Annotated in this window: 21 protein-coding genes, 1 tRNA gene and 1 rRNA gene; 8 read left to right on the forward strand and 15 right to left on the reverse strand. The window is 45.1% G+C overall.

Annotated elements, in window-relative coordinates:
* Nucleotides 1-426: 426 nt before the first annotated feature.
* From A8708_RS29245 to A8708_RS29260, 4 genes are all read left to right on the forward strand, one after another.
* The gene (locus tag A8708_RS29245) at nucleotides 427-702 is read left to right on the forward strand and encodes a hypothetical protein (RefSeq protein ID WP_204787666.1); all 276 of its coding nucleotides are present in this window, start codon (nucleotides 427-429) and stop codon (nucleotides 700-702) included.
* 876 nt (nucleotides 703-1,578) lie between these two features.
* A complete protein-coding gene (locus tag A8708_RS35670) occupies nucleotides 1,579-2,139 on the forward strand; it encodes a hypothetical protein (RefSeq protein WP_157265103.1) in 561 nt (186 codons plus the stop codon).
* A 160-nt stretch (nucleotides 2,140-2,299) separates the two neighbouring features.
* A complete protein-coding gene (locus A8708_RS29255) occupies nucleotides 2,300-2,485 on the forward strand; it encodes a type II toxin-antitoxin system HicA family toxin (protein WP_068669651.1) in 186 nt (61 codons plus the stop codon).
* A gap of 67 nt (nucleotides 2,486-2,552) precedes the next feature.
* A complete protein-coding gene (locus tag A8708_RS29260; RefSeq protein ID WP_068669653.1) occupies nucleotides 2,553-2,984 on the forward strand; it encodes a type II toxin-antitoxin system HicB family antitoxin in 432 nt (143 codons plus the stop codon).
* A 169-nt stretch (nucleotides 2,985-3,153) separates the two neighbouring features.
* Here the strand turns inward: A8708_RS29260 and A8708_RS29265 are convergent, their stop codons facing one another.
* From A8708_RS29265 to A8708_RS29275, 3 genes are all read right to left on the reverse strand, one after another.
* Nucleotides 3,154-3,495, reverse strand: coding sequence for a hypothetical protein (locus A8708_RS29265; protein WP_068669654.1), 342 nt, complete (start codon nucleotides 3,493-3,495; stop codon nucleotides 3,154-3,156).
* Nucleotides 3,496-3,932: 437 nt separating this feature from the next.
* Nucleotides 3,933-4,502, reverse strand: a complete 570-nt coding sequence (locus A8708_RS29270; protein ID WP_068669690.1) for a DUF4352 domain-containing protein — start codon at nucleotides 4,500-4,502, stop codon at nucleotides 3,933-3,935.
* Nucleotides 4,503-4,785: 283 nt separating this feature from the next.
* A complete protein-coding gene (locus A8708_RS29275; protein WP_157265105.1) occupies nucleotides 4,786-5,118 on the reverse strand; it encodes a hypothetical protein in 333 nt (110 codons plus the stop codon).
* Between the two features lie 149 nt (nucleotides 5,119-5,267).
* Here A8708_RS29275 and A8708_RS29280 point away from each other — a divergent pair, with 149 nt between their 5' ends.
* Genes A8708_RS29280 through A8708_RS29295 form a run of 4 tightly spaced genes read left to right on the forward strand, consistent with a single transcriptional unit; the run spans nucleotide 5,268 to nucleotide 8,786 of the window.
* Nucleotides 5,268-6,473 carry an MFS transporter gene (locus A8708_RS29280; protein ID WP_068669655.1) on the forward strand — a complete coding sequence of 402 codons (1,206 nt, stop codon included), beginning with the start codon at nucleotides 5,268-5,270 and terminating at the stop codon, nucleotides 6,471-6,473.
* 8 nt (nucleotides 6,474-6,481) lie between these two features.
* Nucleotides 6,482-7,129, forward strand: a complete 648-nt coding sequence (locus A8708_RS29285) for an RNA polymerase sigma factor (protein ID WP_239696888.1) — start codon at nucleotides 6,482-6,484, stop codon at nucleotides 7,127-7,129.
* On the forward strand, nucleotides 7,126-7,602 hold the full coding sequence (locus A8708_RS29290; RefSeq protein ID WP_068669657.1) for a hypothetical protein: 477 nt from the start codon (nucleotides 7,126-7,128) through the stop codon (nucleotides 7,600-7,602). Before A8708_RS29285 ends, A8708_RS29290 begins: the two co-directional genes overlap by 4 nt.
* Nucleotides 7,602-8,786 (forward strand): hypothetical protein, encoded by a 1,185-nt coding sequence (locus tag A8708_RS29295; RefSeq protein WP_068669659.1) that lies wholly within the window; start codon nucleotides 7,602-7,604, stop codon nucleotides 8,784-8,786. Before A8708_RS29290 ends, A8708_RS29295 begins: the two co-directional genes overlap by 1 nt.
* Before the next feature lie 294 nt (nucleotides 8,787-9,080).
* Here the strand turns inward: A8708_RS29295 and A8708_RS35675 are convergent, their stop codons facing one another.
* The 12 genes from A8708_RS35675 to rrf all read right to left on the reverse strand — a co-directional run.
* Nucleotides 9,081-9,251: a small acid-soluble spore protein P gene (locus A8708_RS35675; RefSeq protein ID WP_157265107.1), complete on the reverse strand. Its 171-nt coding sequence runs from the start codon at nucleotides 9,249-9,251 to the stop codon at nucleotides 9,081-9,083.
* 18 nt (nucleotides 9,252-9,269) lie between these two features.
* The gene (locus A8708_RS35940) at nucleotides 9,270-9,425 is read right to left on the reverse strand and encodes a hypothetical protein (RefSeq protein ID WP_204787667.1); all 156 of its coding nucleotides are present in this window, start codon (nucleotides 9,423-9,425) and stop codon (nucleotides 9,270-9,272) included.
* A 20-nt stretch (nucleotides 9,426-9,445) separates the two neighbouring features.
* The gene (locus A8708_RS29300) at nucleotides 9,446-9,793 is read right to left on the reverse strand and encodes a hypothetical protein (protein WP_068669661.1); all 348 of its coding nucleotides are present in this window, start codon (nucleotides 9,791-9,793) and stop codon (nucleotides 9,446-9,448) included.
* A 119-nt stretch (nucleotides 9,794-9,912) separates the two neighbouring features.
* Nucleotides 9,913-14,079, reverse strand: coding sequence for a choice-of-anchor I family protein (locus A8708_RS29305; protein ID WP_068669662.1), 4,167 nt, complete (start codon nucleotides 14,077-14,079; stop codon nucleotides 9,913-9,915).
* Between the two features lie 154 nt (nucleotides 14,080-14,233).
* Nucleotides 14,234-14,320 (reverse strand) — tRNA-Ser (locus A8708_RS29310).
* Between the two features lie 83 nt (nucleotides 14,321-14,403).
* A complete protein-coding gene (serS, locus tag A8708_RS29315) occupies nucleotides 14,404-15,684 on the reverse strand; it encodes a serine--tRNA ligase (RefSeq protein WP_068669664.1) in 1,281 nt (426 codons plus the stop codon).
* A gap of 91 nt (nucleotides 15,685-15,775) precedes the next feature.
* Nucleotides 15,776-16,354 (reverse strand): pyridoxal 5'-phosphate synthase glutaminase subunit PdxT, encoded by a 579-nt coding sequence (pdxT, locus tag A8708_RS29320; RefSeq protein ID WP_068669666.1) that lies wholly within the window; start codon nucleotides 16,352-16,354, stop codon nucleotides 15,776-15,778.
* Nucleotides 16,354-17,235, reverse strand: coding sequence for a pyridoxal 5'-phosphate synthase lyase subunit PdxS (gene pdxS, locus A8708_RS29325; protein WP_057314892.1), 882 nt, complete (start codon nucleotides 17,233-17,235; stop codon nucleotides 16,354-16,356). The genes pdxT and pdxS overlap by 1 nt, the downstream gene beginning before the upstream one ends.
* A gap of 119 nt (nucleotides 17,236-17,354) precedes the next feature.
* On the reverse strand, nucleotides 17,355-18,725 hold the full coding sequence (locus A8708_RS29330) for a D-alanyl-D-alanine carboxypeptidase family protein (protein WP_068669668.1): 1,371 nt from the start codon (nucleotides 18,723-18,725) through the stop codon (nucleotides 17,355-17,357).
* A 201-nt stretch (nucleotides 18,726-18,926) separates the two neighbouring features.
* Entirely contained in the window at nucleotides 18,927-20,384 is a 1,458-nt protein-coding gene (gene guaB / locus A8708_RS29335) for an IMP dehydrogenase (protein WP_068669669.1), read from the reverse strand.
* Between the two features lie 162 nt (nucleotides 20,385-20,546).
* Nucleotides 20,547-21,752: a putative glycoside hydrolase gene (locus tag A8708_RS29340; RefSeq protein ID WP_239696889.1), complete on the reverse strand. Its 1,206-nt coding sequence runs from the start codon at nucleotides 21,750-21,752 to the stop codon at nucleotides 20,547-20,549.
* A gap of 143 nt (nucleotides 21,753-21,895) precedes the next feature.
* Nucleotides 21,896-21,972, reverse strand: a 5S ribosomal RNA gene (gene rrf, locus A8708_RS37210); the annotation flags it as partial.

Genomic DNA, 21,972 nt, shown 5'->3' on the forward strand with positions numbered 1-21,972 from the left:
ACCCGCGGTATATCAACATTTAGCTAACGTTGAATATTACGGACAGGCCTTCGCAAGGCACACAGTATATAAGCGAAAATGGACGAGACTGTATGTCTTAAATTCACCGCGATCATACTGAATTTATGCGACCTCTTATGGTATACGTAGGAGGTTTTTTCGTTATGAGTAATGATCCGCGGAAAGGTAAATCCGTTGTTAAGGGTAATTCTCGGCAAAGCGACGGCGATCGCAAAGGGGTACGGACTAGAGGAGGCATTCGGGTTATTTTATAGCGCGAAGAAGTCGGAGGGAATGCGTGAGAGGACATTGGGGAGTTACAAATCTCATTGGCGGTATTTCCGTGAATAATTCGATTTCGCGTATCCACATGTGAATGAAATTGGTCGGATAACTCCGATTATGATCCGTGAATACGTTATTCACATGAGCACAAAAATGAAATATGCCGGCGTTACAAACAGAGAAAAAGAGGAAGGGTTATCCCCATATACAATTGCGTTTAGATTACGTGATTTGCGTACAATGTTTAACTTTCTCGCGAGCGAGGAACTAGTAAAGGCCAATCCAGTTGAGAACATCAAGCAGCCGCGGTTCGATAACGAGGATAAGGAAACCTTTAGCGACGATCATGTTAAACGGCTACTTGAGGCACCAAATACCGGAACTTTCGCTGATTTGGCACTAGAGTATCATCGCTGAAGTAACTATCATGTTCTATCATTCCGTTATCTGAAATCATGCAAAAATAACCCAAATACTCAAGTTCACTTAGTATTTCTGTGAATAAATTTGTTTCTTGAGAAGAATTATTATTTAATTTATAAATATTGTCCACCACCCTTTATACCTAAATTATACCAATAATGTATTGTTCCATCCTCTATTAAATGATACTATTTGGCATACGCGAATACTTCGAGAATTGCGCAATAATTAACGATACGTGGTTCGCACATAGCTGATACAAGTTTCATATAATCACACGATAATATAGCGCCAAGTTTAACGGATTAGATTCCGCTAGGCTTGGCGTTTTTTTCGTAAAATCAACAAAGGAAATACTTATATTACATTATTTTACTGGAAATGTTTAGACAAATTATGTCGAATAATGTAACATTCACCGAGTAACTTAATTTTAGTAAAAGGTGGTAATTATTTTGAAAAAGTTAATATTGTTTTGTGCTATTTTATTTATTTTTCTTACTTCCTTACCTGGGAATTCCTATGCATATACTGGAGGTCTATTGCAGTCCAATCCTTTTCAAGTCGATAACCCACAAAACAGCACTACCGCGAACACTTTACTATTTACTGACGGAAACGAAGCTACTAGCTATGGTCTATGGTCTATGGTCTTACGAAAAAGCATGGTATCAATTTAGTACGCCTCAAACTATAACTTCTTACAAAATAAAAGCAAATTATGACATTGACATTAACTTTTACAACTCAAGTCAAACTCTAATTTACACGGATAGTTACGTTTGGAATAATGCAACTAGTAGCGTAGAAAAGACTCTAAATCAAACTTTAGCTAATGTTAGTAAGATTGTCCTTGTACCCAAAATTAATATGACAGTATGGGAAATCGATTTCTTCAACAACAGTCCAGTAACTTTACCAAGTATTCCAACTAATCTTACTGCAACATATGGAAACGCAACTGTCCCTCTGTCTTGGTCCGCAGCCACCGACGCTACATCGTACAACGTTAAACGCGCTACAACCGCTGGCGGTCCGTACACTACTATCGCAACGGGCCTTACTGGAACTACGTACGTGGATAACGCAGTCACAAATGGAACTACATACTATTACGTAGTCACCGCTTTAAATGCTGGTAGCGAAAGCGCCAACTCAAACGAAGCATCCGCAACTCCGACAGCACCTACCGTTAGTGGTCGTGCTCTACTCGTCATCACGTTAGTAAACGGACTCGAAAAAGAATACGATTTGCCTATGACAGATGTTAACGCGTTCATCAACTGGTATAATGGTCGCGCTGATGGAACCGGCCTAGAAGTTTACACGTTTAACAAAACGTACAACCTCGCGAAGTTTGTCAGCCGCAAAGATTACATCGCGTTCAGCAAAATCGAAACGTTCGAAGTTAACGAGTATAATCAGAATTAAATAAAGAATAGCGCCAGTGTACCGGAATGATTCCGATGCGCTTGCGCTATTTTGTTGTTCGTTCCATTGCGATAAAAAGTACGTATAATAACACGTATTTTAATATTGACACGTACTATTATACGTGTTATAATTAAAACATAGAAAGGAAGTTGATGCGATGGCGAGTAGCAGAGAATTAATAGCACTGATCGAACGCGATGGATGGTTTGAAGTAAATCAAGTCGGAAGTCACAAGCAATACAAGCATCCGACTAAAAAGGGACGCGTCACTATCCCCCATCCGAATAAGGATTTTCCAATTAAAACGGTACATAGCATCCTAAAGCAGGCGGGGCTTAAGTAGCCCCATCCCCTTTGGGAATTTGTATATAAAATTATTTACTATATTACGTAAGGAGGTACTATTAAACATGTTAAAAAAAGACCGTTACGTATTCCCCGCGATCTTTGACTATGCAGACGACGGTATTAGCGTTGAGTTTCCTGATTTACCTGGCGCCATCACTTGCGGTGATACAGACAGCGAAGCCTTACGTATGGCGAAGGAGTGCCTGGCGCTGCATCTCTACGGCATGGAACGCGATAACGATGATATTCCGGAACCAACGCCGGCCAAAAAGCTACGTAACATCGCAAACAATCCGAATCAAGTCGCCGTACTTATCGAAGTATGGATGCCACCTTTTCGCGATGAAATGGCTAATAGAGCCGTCAAGAAAACGCTGACTATACCGAAGTGGCTGGACGACATTGCGGCAGAAAATAACGTAAACTATTCACACGTTCTCCAAGACGCATTAAAAACACATCTTGGCGTAAGCGATCGGAAAAATATAAAGTAAAACGAAGAACCTACCGTTTAATCGCGGTAGGTTTTTAGCGTTTCTAGCGCGGAAATTAGCGCGATTACGACGTTGGACGACTAAACACCCTACGGCGCCTTTATCGCGCTAATTTGACGTAAAAAAGCGCAGTCATCCGCGAAGGAGCTGCGCTTATTGTGTTCCGCGTTTAACGTGTTACTGTGACATCTTGTACTTCACTAACTGCTTTTCCGGACATCCGAAATAATACGAAGGATAGTACCGCAAATATTAACATAATCCAGCTAAGAAATGCGCCAGTTAGCAGCGATATTACAAGCGCGATTACAAACATGAGTCCTGCTCTCATTGGCTCTTTAAATGATAGTGCCCCGCCGAATATATAAAGTAACATGACGATAGCACTAGCAATCCCCGCGAGTGTATACGATAAACTATTCAACTCCTGCCCCAACGTGTAACGACTATATGCATACATCCCTAATAAAAGCGCCAGGAACAGCGCAGGAACTCCCGTTGCAGTACGCATTTATCGCGTTCCCCTTTTTCGTATAGTTTCCATAATTATACTATCCATGTCCACATACGCCAATAGTTTCGTTATAAACGTAGATAAGGCTTTTAGCCAACGGGTTTAGCTTCCGCTTGTCGTTACGCGTATAATGCGGTAAAATTGTAACCGTAATAACAATAACCGTGAGGCATCGCATAAACTGTGTGCTATCGGTGAAGAAACGAATACAGGCACCTTAAGGCTTCGCGGCTTTTACGTGTCCTTGCGAATAATTACACAGTTTCCTAAACTGTAGGTCGTACGTTCGAATCGTATCGGGCGCGTTTAGTTGACAAAAAAACCTTGATATATCAAGGTTTTTTCTTTTTCCTCAGGATCATAAGCATACCGTTTGAGCAACAGTCTTTTGAGATAAAAAAGAGGAGCCACTTAAGCAAGTCGGCTCCTCCTCGTTATTCTACTTTTAGTTTAATTTCTTTCCCCGACATACCGCCTTGTGCCTTTAAATAAAAACCTTTTGCATCTTTAGGAACATCAAACGCTATATACCCCGTCAAAGTTTGCCCTGGATCGATCTTTTTTAAGAAAAATGATTTATCCATACCGACTGCCGTCATCGCATCCGATGAAGTTGAGTACTCTCGATTCTGATCGTCAACCAGTTTATAACTAGCTCCATCTGCAATTACCACACTCTTTTGATTGTTGACAAGAGTTAGCTTGATGATTTTAAATACCCCTTTTGCCGTAGCCTTGAGAAAATCATTCGTGCCTGCCACTTCTTTGCTTTCGACGCTATCGACAGTAATCTTAACATCGGAAGAAGTACCCTCTTTCTGAAGCACTGCCGTTGTTTCAACTGGCTTGGTCGAGGGAGTTGCCTCCGCTTTTACTTTATCTGTAGTACCTTGTGTAGCAATCGGCGTATTTTTGGAAACTGCCGTTGCGGCTTGATCCTTTTGCCCGCAAGCTGACAATAATATTAATACTCCCAATGAAGCTGGAATTACAAATTTGTACATTTTCAAACAAAATCCCCCTATTTTTTAGTAAAAATACCCTTTTTTTCATTATACATATAACGTTAGTATCGTACTACATATATTTTGGAAATTTATAGATATAACAAAGTCGTTTTTAAATCTATAAACGTTCCTAATATTTATTAGGATTCGCTTGTTACAACATTAATTCACATTAAAAAGACGATAGCTAATCGGATAATCCGACTGCGATCGTCTTTTGTTTTACGATGATATAGGTGTAAATTCAGCTTGCTTGGTGCAGCCGTATTGCCCTTATCTACTAATACCAAGGATAGTAAGGATAAAATGGGCGGTAGTATGGGTAAGGTCTAAAGAACGGAAATGCAAAAAGAGAAAACGGAAGTAGCTGCCGACGAAATCGGCGATATCCGTAACCAAACGGTTGTCTGTAGGGGTCCGTTTCCCTTCCCTCACCACCGACATCTTCTGGAACTAACATCGTGACGCCTTCATTATCCATACCATCAATAATTCCCTCGATTTGTGACCCATCTTTCATATGTGCAATAACATGGTAATTCATATATTTGTTACAATGTGCCTTTACGTCACCACTTATTTGACCAGCTTGAATAGGATTCATTGCGGACACGCCTATCCCTCCTTCTTTAACTATCCATAGGATATTCGCCCACTGAAAAATGGTTACTGCTTATTTAATTTTGCATAATCCTTTTGACGCCCAGTTAGCAAAAGAAGGATAATAGAGGTATCACTGATTAGAAAGGAGTCCTCACTCCGATGACAACTCGCCCTATTACGTCTTATCGCATCCCGCTCTTCTGTGCGGTCACGATGCTCTTCTGGATGTCAATGTACACCAGCGTTCCAATCATGGCGCCTTACGTGGAATTCCTCGGGGGAAGCCACCAATTGGCTGGCTGGATTGTCGGTATGTACGGCATTTCGCAGATGCTCCTCCGCATACCCGTTGGCATTATGTCGGATCGTTTTCATAAAAGAAGGCTATTCATCACCTTCGGTCTCCTCTTCACTGCCATTACGGGACTCGGGCTGTGGTTCACGCATGATTTTACATGGATCTTGATCCTTCGAGCACTGGCAGGGGCAGCCGCAGCTACTTGGGTTGATTTTACGGTGCTATTCACAAGCTATTACAAACATGAAGAGTCTACGAAAGCGATCGGGACGATCTCCTTTTTCAACTCACTCGGTCAGGTGCTGGGCATACTTAGTGCTGGCTGGGCAGCAGACAAGCTAGGTTGGGAATCTGTCTTCATTCTCGGCGCGGCGCTTGGCCTACTAGGGATGATCGGTTCTTTCTTCCTCATCGAAAAAGTAGAGAAAGACGCGCCCAAAATCACCATGCGCGGAATCGGAAACGTAGCGACAGATCGCACGCTCCTCTTTGTTTCCCTGCTCGCTATCTTATCGCAGGTGCTGATCTTCGCTACGGTGTTCGGCTTCACGCCGGTTTATGCGATGCAGCTTGGCGCAGACAAATTCTCGCTCTCCTTGCTGTCCTTATTCGCTAACGTACCTGTTGCGCTGGCCTCTCTATTCGGCGGAAGACGTTGGGCGATGAAATATGGGGAGAAGCGCATGGTTGTAGCTGGTTTCCTGCTCATGGGGATCTTCACCTTTACGGTGCCGTTCACTCATCATCTCTGGCTGCTCATGATTACTCAGGCCATCGCTGGGTTTGGCCGCGGACTTTCGTTTACCTTGCTCATGGGGATGAGCATTAAGCATATGCCTGCGGATAAGCGGGCGACGGCAATGGGCTTTTTCCAAGCGATATATGGTCTTGGCATGTTCGTAGGACCTGTCCTCATGGGCATCATTGGCGACTATTTCTCTCTGAATGAGGGCTTTATTGTACTTGGCGTCCTCGGTGCCGGCAGTGCATTACTCGCCTATCTGTTCGTTCAAAGTTCCGCTAAGAAACAACCACTGGGAACCAACAAATCTACGATGGCACAATAATTGGAAGAGTGAATCTCACGATTCGCTCTTTTTTTCATCAAAGTGCAGGGGTAAGTCCAGTAGGCCTCGTCTATACATGCGGAGAGGAGGAGAAGCATATTGAGGAGCACGTACTAATTGATCGTATTCTACAAGGGGATGAAGCGGCATTCCGTGAATTGATCGCAAGGTATCGTTCGTATATTTTGCAGACGATCTTTGCGATTGTTCGTCATCAGAAGGATACCGAAGACTTGTCCCAAGAGGTTTGGACCCGCATTTACTTCTCCCTCCCTCGGTATGAAAGGAAAGGCCTGAAAACCTGGATGACGCGCATCGCAGTGAATCGGGCTATTGATTTCAAGCGCGCTACTAGTCGGCGTAAGGAAGACAGCGTTGCCGAATTGGAGGAAGCCCTGTCTTCAGCTGGGCCAGCGCCTCCAGAGCAGAGTGTGGAACAAGAGATTATGATCAGAGAAACGACGGAATTCGTTCGTCACAAGCTCGACCAGATCCCAACAAACTACCAAGACGTGTTATTGGCCTATTATATTCATCAACAATCGTATCAAGATATCGCGGATGCCCAAGGCATTACGATCAAAACCGTCGAATCAAAGCTATACAGAGCCAAGACGTGGCTGCGAAATCATTGGAAGGAGGAGGAGTTTCGATGAAGGTTACCCATTATAGCCAACAGGAATGGATGCAGTATATAGAGGATCATCTACCGTCAGAAGTAAGGGACGAAATGGAGGATCATCTCTACCGTTGCGAGGCCTGCTTAGCGAGCTACATGATAGGTATAGATCAACTAGCCCTACAGCAGATCCTAGAGGTCGAAGATCAATCAGCCTATATGAATCGCATTCTAATCAGGACAGTTGGAAAGAGGCCTGCTTGGTATCGCTCCACGTTGTTCCACTATGGGATCGCGGCTGCCGCGACGCTGGTGCTTGTAGCCACTGGCTTTTTCCATGGCATATCTCAGGAGATAGGAACGTATGGTGCCTTCAAGCCCGCTCCTCCTCTAGAAGCCCCTGCCTCTCTTGAGACACCCATTTCAATATCTGATCATCTCGTTAATCGCACACTAACATGGTTGGACACTTTACAAAATGAACATAAAAAAGGAGGCTTAACGCCTTAATGCCTACGAAAAGTAATCTTGTTGCATTCCTGTTATCTTTCATACCCGGAGTCGGTCATCTGTATATCAATCGCACAATCCGCGGTTTATTATACGGTTTCTTATTCTTCGGACTTTCTTTCATCCTTTTCTTAGGCATTGTGTCCCATGATGCTGATGAACTCGCCTTTCTGCTTATTCCTATCGTGCTCACGTGGATCATTAATATGATCGATATGCTTATCTATTTATTGAACACACCAGTTCCAATGCCAATGCCGTTGCCAAACCCATCAATGTATCATCACCCGATGCAACAGCCCCATTATGGCCCTTATCCGCCTGAACAAGAGGTGCCGTCTTGGAATGCCGACGCGTACTATGCTCACCTGGCAGGAAGACATGAAAGATCTAAAGTACTCATGCTCTCCTTCGTTCCAGGCGTTGGCCATTTCTGGCTTGGGTTAATGCAGAGAGGCCTTACCGCGATGATCTCCTTCTTCGGCATTGCCATTCTCGTATTCTTCATCACCATTCTGACGCATAACGAAGGTTTTATCGTGTTCCTACTGACGTTACCTGTGCTCTGGTTTTATACGATGTTCGATGCGCTGAAGCAGTTAGATCGCAAACAAGCCGGATATGAACTCGTGGATCGTAGTATGTTTGAAGATTTCCAGCGTGATGAGCATGGCCGCAAAAATCGGACACTTGCCACGATTATCGCCATTTTCCCTGGTGCAGCGCACCTGTACTTATCAATGACCAAACGCGGGATCCAACTGATGGCTGTGTTCCTTTTCTCCATTTACGTGCTGGATGTGCTGCGGTTGTCCCTTTTCTTTTTTTTGATCCCCATTCTTTGGTTCTTTAGCTTTTTTGATGCCCTGCAGAGCATTTCGAAGTATGAAAATGGCACACTGATTGACAAGCCACTTGTCGAAAATTGGACAGCCTATCAACGCCTAATTGGCGTCGTTTTAATCGTTTTAGGCGGCTACTATATCTTCAGTGAGTTCTTTGTCCAATTCATCTATCAAGCTCTACCCGCTTCGCGGAATTACATGTATCTGCTTAACAACTTCAGTCAGACGCTGATCGTAGCCCTTCTCCTCATTGGAGGCGGCATTCGTTTACTCATGAATCGAAAGCAGAAGTTACCATCACCATTTTCTGAAAAGGATACTGAAAACCGAGAAATTTGATAGACATACAAAAAAAGAACCCCTAAGGGTTCTTTTTTCTGTCGGCATTGATGATATTTCTTTGAACCTTGTTACACATAAAACTTAAGTTAAATCTGCGTATAAAACACGGTAAGTGTCTTTAGCACATCGCCCTCCAGCCTGATTATAACAGGTAGAAAAGTCCTCTTTGCAACGGTTGTTTCCCTTTCGCTAATTGCTCCAACGGAACCACACCTCTCTGCTTGCCGACAAATATAGTATGTCCGGGTTATGTTTTTTTAATCATGTTTTATAAAAAAATTTCATTGCCTGTTATCCGCCGTGCCCATGGCCTTCAGCAGCGTGTCCGCCGTGATGATTCTGATTCTTCACTTTCTTAGATCCAGACAATGGCTCTTGGTTTCCGCCCTGATTATTGCGATTCTTTACATTGCCATTATTGACAAGATTGTCGCCTGCGGAATAATTCTTAGGTTTAGACATTTCTCCTCATCCTCTCTGTTACGAGTTTGTTCCTTCGTGATTTAGAGCATCTTGATGGCGATGGTCGTTGACCTTCTGCTGAACCTGCTGCGCATGATGGGCGTTAACTGGATTGTTATCCAAATCTTTGGCCACATTCTGCAAATTCTTGTCGGGACTCTTTTGCTTCGTCATCATGGTGTCCTCCTTCTCACTTAAGCGTTGGTGACCTTCTGCAAAGCCTGCGCACATTCATGAATATGCCGCACATAATCATCGATCAACGTCTGCACAACATCGCTGCGTTCGTCAATATGCGTTGTACCTTGCTGCACGTCGGTCAGTTCAACTTTCACTTCTCTGGCATCCACATACGTCACTTTAAAATCAAATGAATAGCCGGTATGTCCCGCCGTCATGATGTGCACGCGGATTGCATCCGCATCGCCCTCATCTGCCCATACCCTTGTTTGATCGGCAGGTTGCAGAATAGTTGGCATAACACGCATCCATTCACTCACAATTTCAACTTGATCCACGCTAGGCTTATCTGATTTGCTCATAGGTAACACCTCCACATGATTAAAATGCGGAAGCCACCCGAGTTTTATCCATGTAAAAAAACACCTACTCCCGGCACGAATCGATTCGTGTTAGGGAGTAGGTGCTATCCACTACAGGTTTATTTGACGATTTGCTGCAGGAGCATACCCAGCATCTTCGCGGCTTCTTCACGCGAAGCCAAGTCCTTCGGTGCGAAAGTATTTCCCGTTTTCCCGGAAATAATGCCCGCTTGCTGCATCGCTTTCGCTGCGTCTACAGCGAAGGCAGGAATCTCTGCACCGTCTGCAAAAGGTGCTGCGGCCACTGCTTGTGGCAAGCTAAACTTCTGATGCGCAGCGAACCTTGCGATCATCGTAACGATTTGCTCGCGCGAGATGTTGGCTGCAGGTGCGAATACACCCTCGCTCACACCGCTTGTAAGGCCGTTCTCAGCTGCCCATTGGACAGACTGGGCATAATAGCTGTCTGCCTTTACATCGCGGAAAATAGACGATTTGTAGCTGCTAAGGTTCACACCAGCCATACGAGCCAGCATCAAGGTGAAATCAGCACGACTAATTTGAGCATTCGGGGAGAACTGCCCCTCTGCTGTTCCATTAATAATGTTACGTGCCGCTAGGTACGTAATATAGCTCTTAGCGAAGCTTGCCGATGTATCACTAAACGTAATTGGGGAATAACCCACCGCATACTGCGAGAAGTGGCTTACTTTGAACACCAGCGTACCTGTAACCGCGTCATAGTAGCTATTCGTGACTTTAACGAGCTCACCATTATCCGCAATGTAATAGGCGACAATAGCATTCGTATCTTCATTAGCTGTCGGTTTGTAAGGAACTTGAACCTCCACGGAACCTCCGTTGAAGGTGGAAACCGTTTTGCCCCCTGCAGTAATGGTGAAATCGAAGACAGGGCGGTCGCCAACAGCCGCTTTAACTGCATCGCTATCTTTTGTAGTCATATGTTGGGTAACCGCAGTTAAATCTGCTTTAGCGATAGACAGGGATACTTCACCCGTCGTCACGGCAGAAGCGATAGCAGCCAACGCATTTTTATCCAAATTCACGGAACCAATACCTAAATCTAGCTTTACTGCTGCCGTGGAGCTCGCGGCAACCTTAACGAGTGATTCCGCAGGCAATTTGACAACCGCTTCCTTCGAAGTCGCATCAACCGTTGCCTTAATTTCAAGAATAGATGATTTCCCTGCTGATTCAGTCATTTGTTTTAAAGCATCTGTTACTTGCGCAACCGTAAGGTTAGCCGTTGAAGTACCTTTGCTGTCTTTGACAGCTGGTGCCGTAATTGTGGTCATTTCTCCATTCGTCGTTGGTGCGCTAGGTTGCGTTCCCGTTACTGGACCAGCGGAAGACGAGCTGCCGGCAGACGAAACTGTTACGGTTACATCCGCTGCCGCATACCCGTCAGGGCTAATAGCTGTAATTACCGCGGTACCCGTATCCACGGCTGATACTAGACCTTCTGTACTCACCGTAGCAACTGCTGCATTTGAAGATTTCCAAGTAGCCGTGCCTGAGCCAACAGCGTCTCCAGCAGCCGTCGTCACCGTTGCTGTGAGCTTGCTTGCAGCGTCTCCCTTGGTAACAGAAAGTGTGGATCTATCCACGCTGATCCGTTGGACATTAAGCTGATAGACAGCAACCGTTCCTCCTACCTCATTAGCAACTAAAAGCAGTGGATTCCCATTTGGGCTCATCGCGGCAGGTATGAAATCGATTCCCTCTGGCCCCGTATCTGTATTCAAATTGTCCTTCGGCGTAAACACACGTGAATTGGTATAGTTCACGAACTTGGCATTCACGGGATCTGATACATCATAGGTCATAATACCGCCAACACGCTCAAGTCCTACGAAAGCAAGCGTTTTACTGCCCACTTTCCCTACTTTCACATCTTCAGGCTCTGGACCTTTCTTCGAGCTGCGATCGTCTAAAGCAGTTTTACTGTTACTCGCATTGAAATTGTTCGGTACGCGCTGTGCAGTAACTTTCTCAAATTCATTGCCGCTGTCATAGACTTGCATCATCGTATTCGCTTGCCAGATCGAGAAAGAACGACCCCCATACATGTAAATGCTATCCGACCCCATATCACTAGCTACCTCTACGCCATCATAAGTGGTCTTACCAGCTAGGAATTGAGCTGCAGGTGAGTTAGGCGTTAAACTGCCCTTCATCGCGCCAATCGTGCTGCCATTGCCTCTCACACCCGGCCATTCGGTAACATCTCCCTCATTCGCACTAAATACATAAGGGATACCATTAATCGTTTGGCTAGCAATGCCATCTGGCATGTACATCCCATAGAACGGGACATTTTCAAACTTGATCGCACTATCTTTTACTAGATCCAGTGCATTACGTGGAAGACTCAAGTCCTTCAATCCTAACCCATTAATCGAAAGGACCTTTTTCATTGCTAAATCAATCGTTCCAATCGCGTTATTCTCTTGGAAAGATACATAGGCCTTACTGTTATCTTCCGAAAGTGCGATATATTCAGGCTCCAAATCAAAAACCGCATCTTGCTTCGTACCTTCACCCGTAATTTGACCCGTTACTGGTGTAGAAGCCCCACGAATATGAACCTTATTATCGATGATGGAAGGATCGGCAAATCGTAGCTGCGTCACACTATCCATAGTAGTATCAACGATGGTTATACTTCCTTCAGGATCGATACCAGCCGTACGAGGCTCACCTTCATTCGCAGTTAAAATGTATCTGCCGTCTGTTGTGGATTTAATCATATCGGGTTGAACACCCGTGTCATACATTTTCACGACGTTGCCATCATAGTCGAGAACGACGATTTTACCAGCTTTTTTGGAATCTGCCTCTTGCACGGATACGGATACTTTCTTCGTGGTCGTATTCACATCCACACTCGTCAGATCGCCGTAGAGGAAGCCGTTATTTTCAACCAAATCTTTAACTTTAATCGTTTTCTCTTTAACTGGACCTTGGACAAGATCTAACCGAACGATATCTAGACTAGGCGGATTCCCCGAGCCATTGACCAGGTAGAACTTATTATTATCTTTGTTGTATTTAACAATCTCGGCGACACCGCCGTCTTTATTCGTAATTCCCACTTTAAAATCAGTTAACTTCGTGATACTCAACGTATCTTTGAATAAGTTAGAAGCGGGTTCAACGTTTATCGTCAAATTACGGCCATATTGCGCTAACAAACTATCCGTTACTTTAATGTATACGTTGGATGTAACTACTTCTGTTGGCTTACCGTTGACTTCACCTGTGACAGAATTAATTGTTAATCCAGCAGGTAACCCTGTTGCTGAGAAGGTATATGGCGCTCTCCCTCCATACACATTCATCAATACCGAGTAGTCTTCTTGCTCATAGGCTGTAGGCAACTTTTCATTCGAGTAGCCAAGTACAGACACATTATTGTCCCACTGGCCGAATGCACCGGATTTAGGTCCCTTAACTGCTAATTCTTGCGTAGTTGAATCGGCAAGCGCGAATTGTCCGAAATCCTGTTTGTTATTATCCGTATCTGTTAATGCTTTCCGACGCACGGATATTTTCTTAGAAGTACCTTCTGATGAACCTTTTGGATAATCGAACTCGTAACCATCAATGTCCGTTTTAATGTCGATATTATCTCCATCATTGCTTCCTGTGCCTAACATATCGACATAGCCGGTCGGTTTAGGATCATTGGCAAATGGATTTTTATTAGCCTCATCCAACTTCGTTTGGTTGCTCATCAACACAACCTTCATCCCTTTATTGTTAAAAAAGCGCTCGCTCCATAATTGATCATACGTCGTTGTCAGATTTAGCTTCGGTGCGGTTGCCCCTGTCGCTTTCCCAATAATGAGGAACGAGGACTTGGCTTTAATCGTGCCAGCAAGATCAAGTTTATCCCAATCGCCAGTTGGCCCCATTAGCTCAGATGATCCACGATCCGCATATTGCAAAGACCAGCCCGTTAAGCTGATATCGCTACTAGTTGGGTTGTACAACTCTATAAATCCATGGGAAGACGCTGTATTTTTCGTATCTATTGCCAGACCGCCGCCATACACCTGATTGATGAATACATGCGGTACCGTCACATCGTAAGCACCATTGGATTGATACGGCGTTCCTAGTGTAATTGCTGCAGCACTTGCTGGAGTGGCTACTGCCAAAGAACTTATCGTGACGGCCACGGATAAAAGTACCGAGACTACCTTGGTTCCAACCTTCTTCACAGGGATTTCACTCTCCTCATATTGGATGATCTCGTCCATTATAAGAAAAGCTCCAGCTACTAAATACCCACTTTTCGTTAAAATATGATGTAGATTTTGTAAAGGTATCGCTCACTACTTTGAAAATAAAAAACAAAAAAAGCCACACGATTTTAACAATCGCATGACTTTTTGGTTGGGTATTACCAGGCTACGGAGAGGGTGGGATTCGAACCCACGGAGACCTTGCGACCTCGGCGGTTTTCAAGACCGCTGCCTTAAACCACTCGACCACCTCTCCACGATAGGCGTCTCCGATTAGGGAGACGACCTTGTGCAGTGACAAAAAGCATTGTAGCACATAACTGTTACTCGATGCAAGTGCTATTTTTTCGTGATGACTTTAACGTTGTTCATGTAAGGAACAAGCACGTCTGGAACGATAATCGAGCCATCCGCTTGCTGATAATTCTCAAGAATCGCAGCCACTGTTCGGCCAAGCGCTAAGCCTGATCCATTCAGCGTATGCACGAACTCCGGCTTCGCCTTCGCATCGCGGCGGAAGCGAATGTTCGCTCTGCGCGCTTGGAAGTCTTCGAAATTCGAGCAGCTGGAAATCTCGCGGTATGCACCGCTGTTCGGCAGCCATACTTCCAGATCATACGTCTTCGCCGACGTGAAGCCAATATCACCTGTGCAGAGTGACAGCACACGGTAAGGCAGCTTCAATAGCTGTAGGACGCGCTCAGCATGCCCTGTAAGCTTCTCTAACTCCTCGTAGGAGTCTTCGGGCTTCACAAGCTTAACAAGCTCAATTTTGTTGAATTGGTGCTGTCTGATTAGACCACGTGTATCACGACCAGCGGATCCCGCTTCTGAACGGAAACAAGCGCTGAATGCCACGAAATTAACCGGGAGCTGTTCTGTTGTAAGGATATCCTCACGGTGATAATTCGTAACCGGTACTTCTGCTGTCGGAATCAAGAAATATTCCGAATTCTCAACCTTGAACACATCTTCCTCAAACTTCGGAAGTTGGCCTGTACCCGTTAAGCTATCACGGTTAACGATATAAGGAGGCAGCATTTCTTCATAACCATGCTCATCGCTGTGCAGGTCCATCATGAAGTTGATCAATGCGCGCTCTAAGCGTGCGCCAAGCCCTTTGTAGAACACGAAACGCGAGCCTGTCACCTTCGCAGCAGCTTCAAAATCCAGAATGCCTAATTCTTGTGCTACTTCCCAGTGCGGCTTCACTTCGAAATCGAAAGATGGAATTTCGCCAATACGGCGCAATTCCACGTTCTCTTCCTCCGTACGGCCTACAGGAACGCTCGCATGCGGCATATTCGGGATGGAGAGCAGAACTTGTTGTAACGACTCGTCCAAGATGCGGATCTCATCATCAAGCTCTTTAATACGATCTCCGACTACTTTCATTTCTTGAATCAGCTCATCCGCGTTTTCACCGGATCTCTTGCGCCCCGCTACCTCTTGGGAAACGGTATTACGACGGTTCTTGAGCTGTTCCGTTTCTTGCAGCAGCTCTCTGCGCTTCACATCTAGCTCTGTGAAACCATTAAGCTCCTCGATCTGCTTGCCGCGGTTTTGCATGGCAGCTTGTACAGCCGCTAAATCACTTCGAAGTAACTTTACATCAAACAAGGAGATTCCTCCGTTAGCGCAAAATGGTTTGTATATGGAAGCAAGCACCCATACCGGCAATCCGGTTAACTCGGGGTGCTTGAACCATTGGTTATGCTTGGCTTTGCTTTACCATGTCTAAGAAATAACTATGCAGACGGAAATCATCCGTCAGCTCTGGGTGAAACGATGCCGCAAGAAGATGGCCTTGCCGCGCAGCGACGATCTGGCCGTCATACGTGGCCAATACGTCCACATCCGGTCCCACTTTCTCAATGAGTGGGGCACGAATGAACACCGCGCGAACGTTCTCGTCAATGCCTTTGATCGGCAAGTCCGTCTCAAAGCTTTCGCGTTGACGACCGAACGCATTGCGAGCCACCGTAATATCCATCAGTTCAAGGTGAGCTTCCGGCTGTCCGGTGATCTCTTTCGCGATGACAATCAACCCCGCGCAGGTGCCGAAAACCGGCTTGCCTGCCGCGGAGAACTCACGCAGCGCATCGATGAAGCCATATGTGCGCATAAGCTTACCAATTGTCGTGCTCTCTCCGCCAGGGAGAATAATGCCATCTAGCTCAGCGAGTTGCTCAGTACGTTTAACAACGACACCTTCTGCGCCCGCTTTTTCAATACCACGTATATGCTCTGCTACCGCACCTTGCAGCGCGAGAACCCCAATCTTCGTCATTACCAGCCGCGCTCCTGCATACGCTCAGAAGCTTGAAGCTTGGAAATTTCGATTCCCTTCATAGGGGCACCTAGGTTTTTGGAAATTTCAGCAATCAATTTGAAGTCTGTATAATGCGTCACAGCTTCTACAATCGCTTTCGCGAACTTCTCTGGGTTATCGGATTTGAAAATCCCTGAACCAACGAATACACCGTCAGAACCAAGGTGCATCATAAGCGCTGCATCAGCAGGCGTAGACACACCGCCAGCTGCGAAGTTAACAACAGGCAACTTACCTGTTTGGTGAACTTGAAGCATCAACTCGTAAGGAGCTCCTAGTGTTTTCGCTTCGAACATCAATTCGTCCAAAGACATGCTTTGAACTTTACGGATTTGACCTTGAATTTGACGCATGTGACGAACCGCTTCAACAATGTTACCTGTTCCTGGCTCACCTTTCGTACGAAGCATGGATGCACCTTCACCGATACGACGCAAAGCTTCGCCAAGATCGCGGCAACCACATACGAAAGGCACTGTGAAATCACGCTTATTGATATGGAATACTTCATCCGCAGGAGTAAGTACTTCACTCTCATCGATATAGTCAACGCCTAGGGATTCAAGAATTTTCGCTTCAACGAAGTGTCCGATTCTTGCTTTCGCCATGACTGGAATGGATACAACTTTCATAACATCTTCAACAATTGTTGGATCTGCCATGCGGGATACGCCACCTGCTGCACGAATATCAGCGGGTACGCGCTCAAGTGCCATAACAGCGGACGCGCCAGCTGCTTCTGCGATTTTAGCTTGCTCAGCGTTCATAACATCCATGATCACGCCGCCTTTTTGCATTTCGGCCATACCTGTTTTAACGCGGGAAGTTCCTGTTTCCATTCTTGATTTCCTCCTATAGCTTCTATGCAATTTCGGTGTAGTTCCCTACACGATTCGATATAAACTTCTAAACAACAATTTTACATGAAGGAGGGTTAATATACAACCCATTTTCTGGCCTAAGAACCGCCTTTAATCCCATTGAACATATCGCTGAAGAAGTTTTTAATGGAGCGGAACAGCAATCGGATCCAGCTGCCTTTTTCAACATCGCCGTCTGCAATTAGATCTACTGTTTTTTCTTGGCCATTGTAGCTCACTTTAACTTTGCCAAGCGCATCCCCTTTTGCGATTGGAGCTACTAGCTTAGCTTCTTCAACAGACTCAGCAGTTACTGTGAAATCTGTATCTTTCGCGCCTTTTCTAGCAACGAACGTTAAACCCGTTTTCGTAACAAGAGGTACTTCTAACTGTACACCCTTCTTAATGTTCACACTTTTCAAAGAATCTATCGTCTGTTTCGCATTTAAGAATGGTTTTATCTCAAAATTATTAAATGCATAGTCCATCAGCTTACGTGTTTCGTTGAAACGTTCTGGTTCCGTCTTCGTCCCCATAACAACTGTAATCATACGCATACCATTGCGTTCTGCTGTTCCTGTGAAGCAATAGCCAGCATCATCGGTAGAGCCCGTTTTCAAACCGTCCAACCCTGCATACGCATACTTCTTAAAGTTCGTATTCGTTGAATTCCCTTCAAGCATCCAGTTCCAGTTGATCATCGCTGTTTTATCGGTTGCTCTCAGCTTCAAGGAAGGGATTTTCGTAAACTCAAGAATTTCTTTATGGTCCTTCAAAATATTATAAGCAAGAATCGCCGCATCGCGCGCTGTCATCTTCGTCTCACCTTCAATAGAAGGGGGTGGATTCTTTAGATCGGCACGTGAAAGTCCTGTCGCACTAATAAAATGAGCCTTATCCGACATGCCCAACTGTTTCGCTTTGTCATTCATCATTTTGGCAAAGTTTTCTTCCGTTCCGCCAAGCAATTCAGCAAAAGCCACAGATGCATCGTTCGCGGAATAAATGGACATCGCATTGAACATATCTTTGAACGTCAGCGTTTCATTCTCGGCAATCAACTGTCCAGATCCAATAACATCAGCCGCATTCTTACTAGCTGTTACGGGAGAGTCCCATTTGAATTTACCTTCTTTAATACTCTCCATCGCCAAATACTCAGTCATCATTTTCGCCATACTTGCCGGCGGAAAGGCTTCGTCTGCATTCATTTGATACAGAACTGCTCCTGTGCTAGCTTCCATAATAATCGCAGATTTGGCTGCTACTTGAGGTTCATTCAGAGCAGGAGCTGGTGTAGTCCCTGCGTTTGGAGCAGGCGTTGTCGCCGCTGCTGGTGATGGGGAAGCCGCTGGCTTTTTCTCATCTGCCGCATAGGTTGGCTGTATATGTAAAAGTAAGGATTGAGCAATTAAGCTAATACCTAACACCAAAGCAACCTTTTTCTTTGTCCAACGTAAAAATCTCACAACTTCACTCTCCCTAAATAATGTTTGACTAACACATATGACACGTAATATTGTATCACACCCCATTAGACGAAATAAACGTTTGCGCCGTTCATCTAGAATACGATCATTTCCCGAGAAATAATATTCATCATCGATATCAAAAAAAAGAAAACGTGGGTTCGACACCCACGCCTCCAATTTCATCCTATTTGTGATAACTTACATCGAGTAGTTTGGGGCTTCTTTGGTAATTTGAATATCATGCGGATGGCTTTCTTTCAACCCTGCTCCCGTAATACGAACAAATTGCGTATCATGAATAAGTTCTTGAATGTTTCGCGCGCCACAATACCCCATGCCTGAGCGAAGTCCGCCTACCAGTTGATACACCGTATCCGCCATTGGCCCTTTGTAAGCCACACGACCCTCAATGCCCTCTGGAACAAGCTTGCTCTCGTTCTCTTGGAAGTACCGATCCTTGCTGCCTTCCTTCATCGCACCTAAGGAGCCCATTCCACGGTAAACCTTGTATCTGCGACCTTGGAAAATCTCAGACTCACCAGGACTCTCTTCTGTCCCTGCAAAAAGACTGCCAATCATAACCGCGCTAGCTCCCGCAGCAATGGCTTTGACCACATCACCAGAGTACTTAATCCCACCATCGGCGATAATCGGTACACCAAATTCAGCAGCTGCTTGAGCACAATCATAAATCGCTGTAATTTGTGGGACACCGATCCCTGCAATAATGCGAGTTGTACAGATCGATCCAGGACCAATTCCGACTTTCACCATGGAAGCTCCTGCTTTAATCAAATCACGTGTACCATCACCTGTCGCAACATTACCTGCGATAATTGGTAGTTCTGGATACTGAGATCTCAACTTCTTCACAGTCTCTGCGATGTTAATATGATGTCCATGTGCAGAATCTACGACGATGACGTCAATTCCCGCTGTAACAAGCGCTGCCGCTCTTTCTAGAACGTCTTTGGACACGCCAACTGCGGCACCAACGAGTAAACGCCCTTGAGCATCCTTAGCTGAGTTAGGGAATTGAATGGCTTTCTCGATATCTTTAATCGTAATTAACCCTTTTAGACCGAAATTCTCGTCGACCAAAGGCAGTTTCTCAATTTTATGCTTCTGAAGGATGCCTTCTGCTTGCCCAAGGGTTGTACCAACTGGTGCTGTTACAAGACCCTCCTGCGTCATCACTTCTTTAATTTTAATAGAATAATCATGTACAAAGCGCAAGTCGCGATTCGTCAAAATACCAACCAAACGGTTGTCCTCATTAACAATAGGTACCCCCGAAATACGGTATTTCGCCATTAGCTCCTCTGCATCATACACATGATGTTCAGGCGTCAGGGAGAATGGGTTTGTGATAACGCCACTTTCTGACCTTTTAACACGATCAACATGCTCAGCCTGCAGCTCAATCGGCATATTCTTATGAATAATTCCGATGCCACCTTCACGGGCCATAGCAATCGCTAGCGCAGACTCCGTCACCGTATCCATAGCCGAGCTAATGAAAGGGATATTTAATTTCACACCAGGAGCCAGTTGCGTCGAAACGTCGATCTCCTTACCGAAAACTTCCGACTTCCTCGGCACTAAAAGCACATCATCAAACGTTAAACCTTCCTTGCCAAACTTATCTTCTCTCACAGCGTACCATATCCTCCTTAAAGCCCTCTAACTGAAGAAAGCTTGATTCATAAGCTTCAGCTCATTCTTTCGTATGATTGCAATCTTAACAAAGAGCTATTTTTGGTGTCAAGGAAAAGGACGAGCCTGCAGCTCCCCCTCACCTCGAATAAGTCAATTCCGTTAACGATAGGAGTACGTACTGCTTGGATTCCAGAGAAGGAACTGCTCGATCCCTTGCTCCTTCGCTGCCTTAATCTGCTCCTTTACATCAATCACACCGTACTTCTTATGAGGTTTAACCCAAGTTGCCGTAAAGTCCTGATACCACGGCCTGATCTGTGCAACCTGGCTAGTCGATCTCGCTAGCTGATGATTTTTCCATTTGGCGTCGTTAACCGCTTGGTGAATGACCGCATACGGCTGCAAATCCGGGCTTTTGATGCCATAGATGCCGCTCGTATAGTGTGATGGGTACAGCATTGGCGAAATGAAGTGGACCTCCTTACTAATCATCGCCCAATCTTGGCCAATACCCATATCATTCGGTAAAGATGTTGTCAATCCGAACACATCTGCTGAAATATAAGCCTTATTGCCGATCTGTTCCTTCGCCCTATGCAAAAAGCTTGCAATATCCTCCGCCTTACTGAGCTTCTTCGGGTTATCGAATAGCACTTCTCGGTCCACCTTCTGCCCATTCTCCGGAAATCTCACATAATCAAACTGAATCTCATCAAAACCCAGGCTAGCCACTTCATTAGCGATTTGAATGTTATAATCCCACACGTCTGTCTTGTAAGGGTCTACCCATGCAACGCCCTTAGCATCCTTCCAAACACTTCCGTCTCTGTTTTTCATGGCATACATACTCTTCTTCTTACTTAAATAAGGATCCTTAAACACAACAAGCCTAGCTATCGTATAAATATGCTTCTGCTTCAATCGCTGCAGCTTCGCTTTCATATCTTGTATAATGACGTGGCTGTTCGCCCCAATTTCATTGACCAATGGAACCGTTGAGGGATAGGTTACTTGGCCCGAATCGTTCTTCACATCGATCACCATCGCGTTTAAATCTGTCTGCTCCACCAGCTCAATCAATTGCTCAAATTTGCTGCCTACGGAGGACCAGGCCGATACATAAATACCTTTCACGACTGGTTTTGCAGACATGGAAAAAGAAGGATTTACAGCCACAAACTGCGGCATCTTCTTCGGTTCTTGATTAGGCGCGAGCCCCATGCTTCCTACATGACTTAAAGAGTGAAGTGGGTTGGTCTCTTCCTTCACTTCGTCGATCTTGGTTGAGCAACCATTCATCATCAGCGTTACTATTGAACAAAGACACACCCTGCTCATCCATCTTATGCTGCTTGTTTTTCTCATCGTCATCCCTCCTCGTAGGATTAGTATGGTTAAAAAAACAATATTTACAGATGAAAAAAAAGAGTGTTTCTGGAAAAAATCCAGAAACACTCTTACAGAGATGTGAGACTCTTGGCTGCGCCAAAAGATCTCTATTCTAATTTGCTTGGCAACGTTCTACTCTCCCAGAACCCTGCGGTTCAAGTACCATCGACGCTGGAAGGCTTAACGGTCGTGTTCG

Source organism: Paenibacillus oryzisoli, assembly GCF_001653565.1.
GTDB classification, from domain to species: domain Bacteria; phylum Bacillota; class Bacilli; order Paenibacillales; family NBRC-103111; genus Paenibacillus_E; species Paenibacillus_E oryzisoli.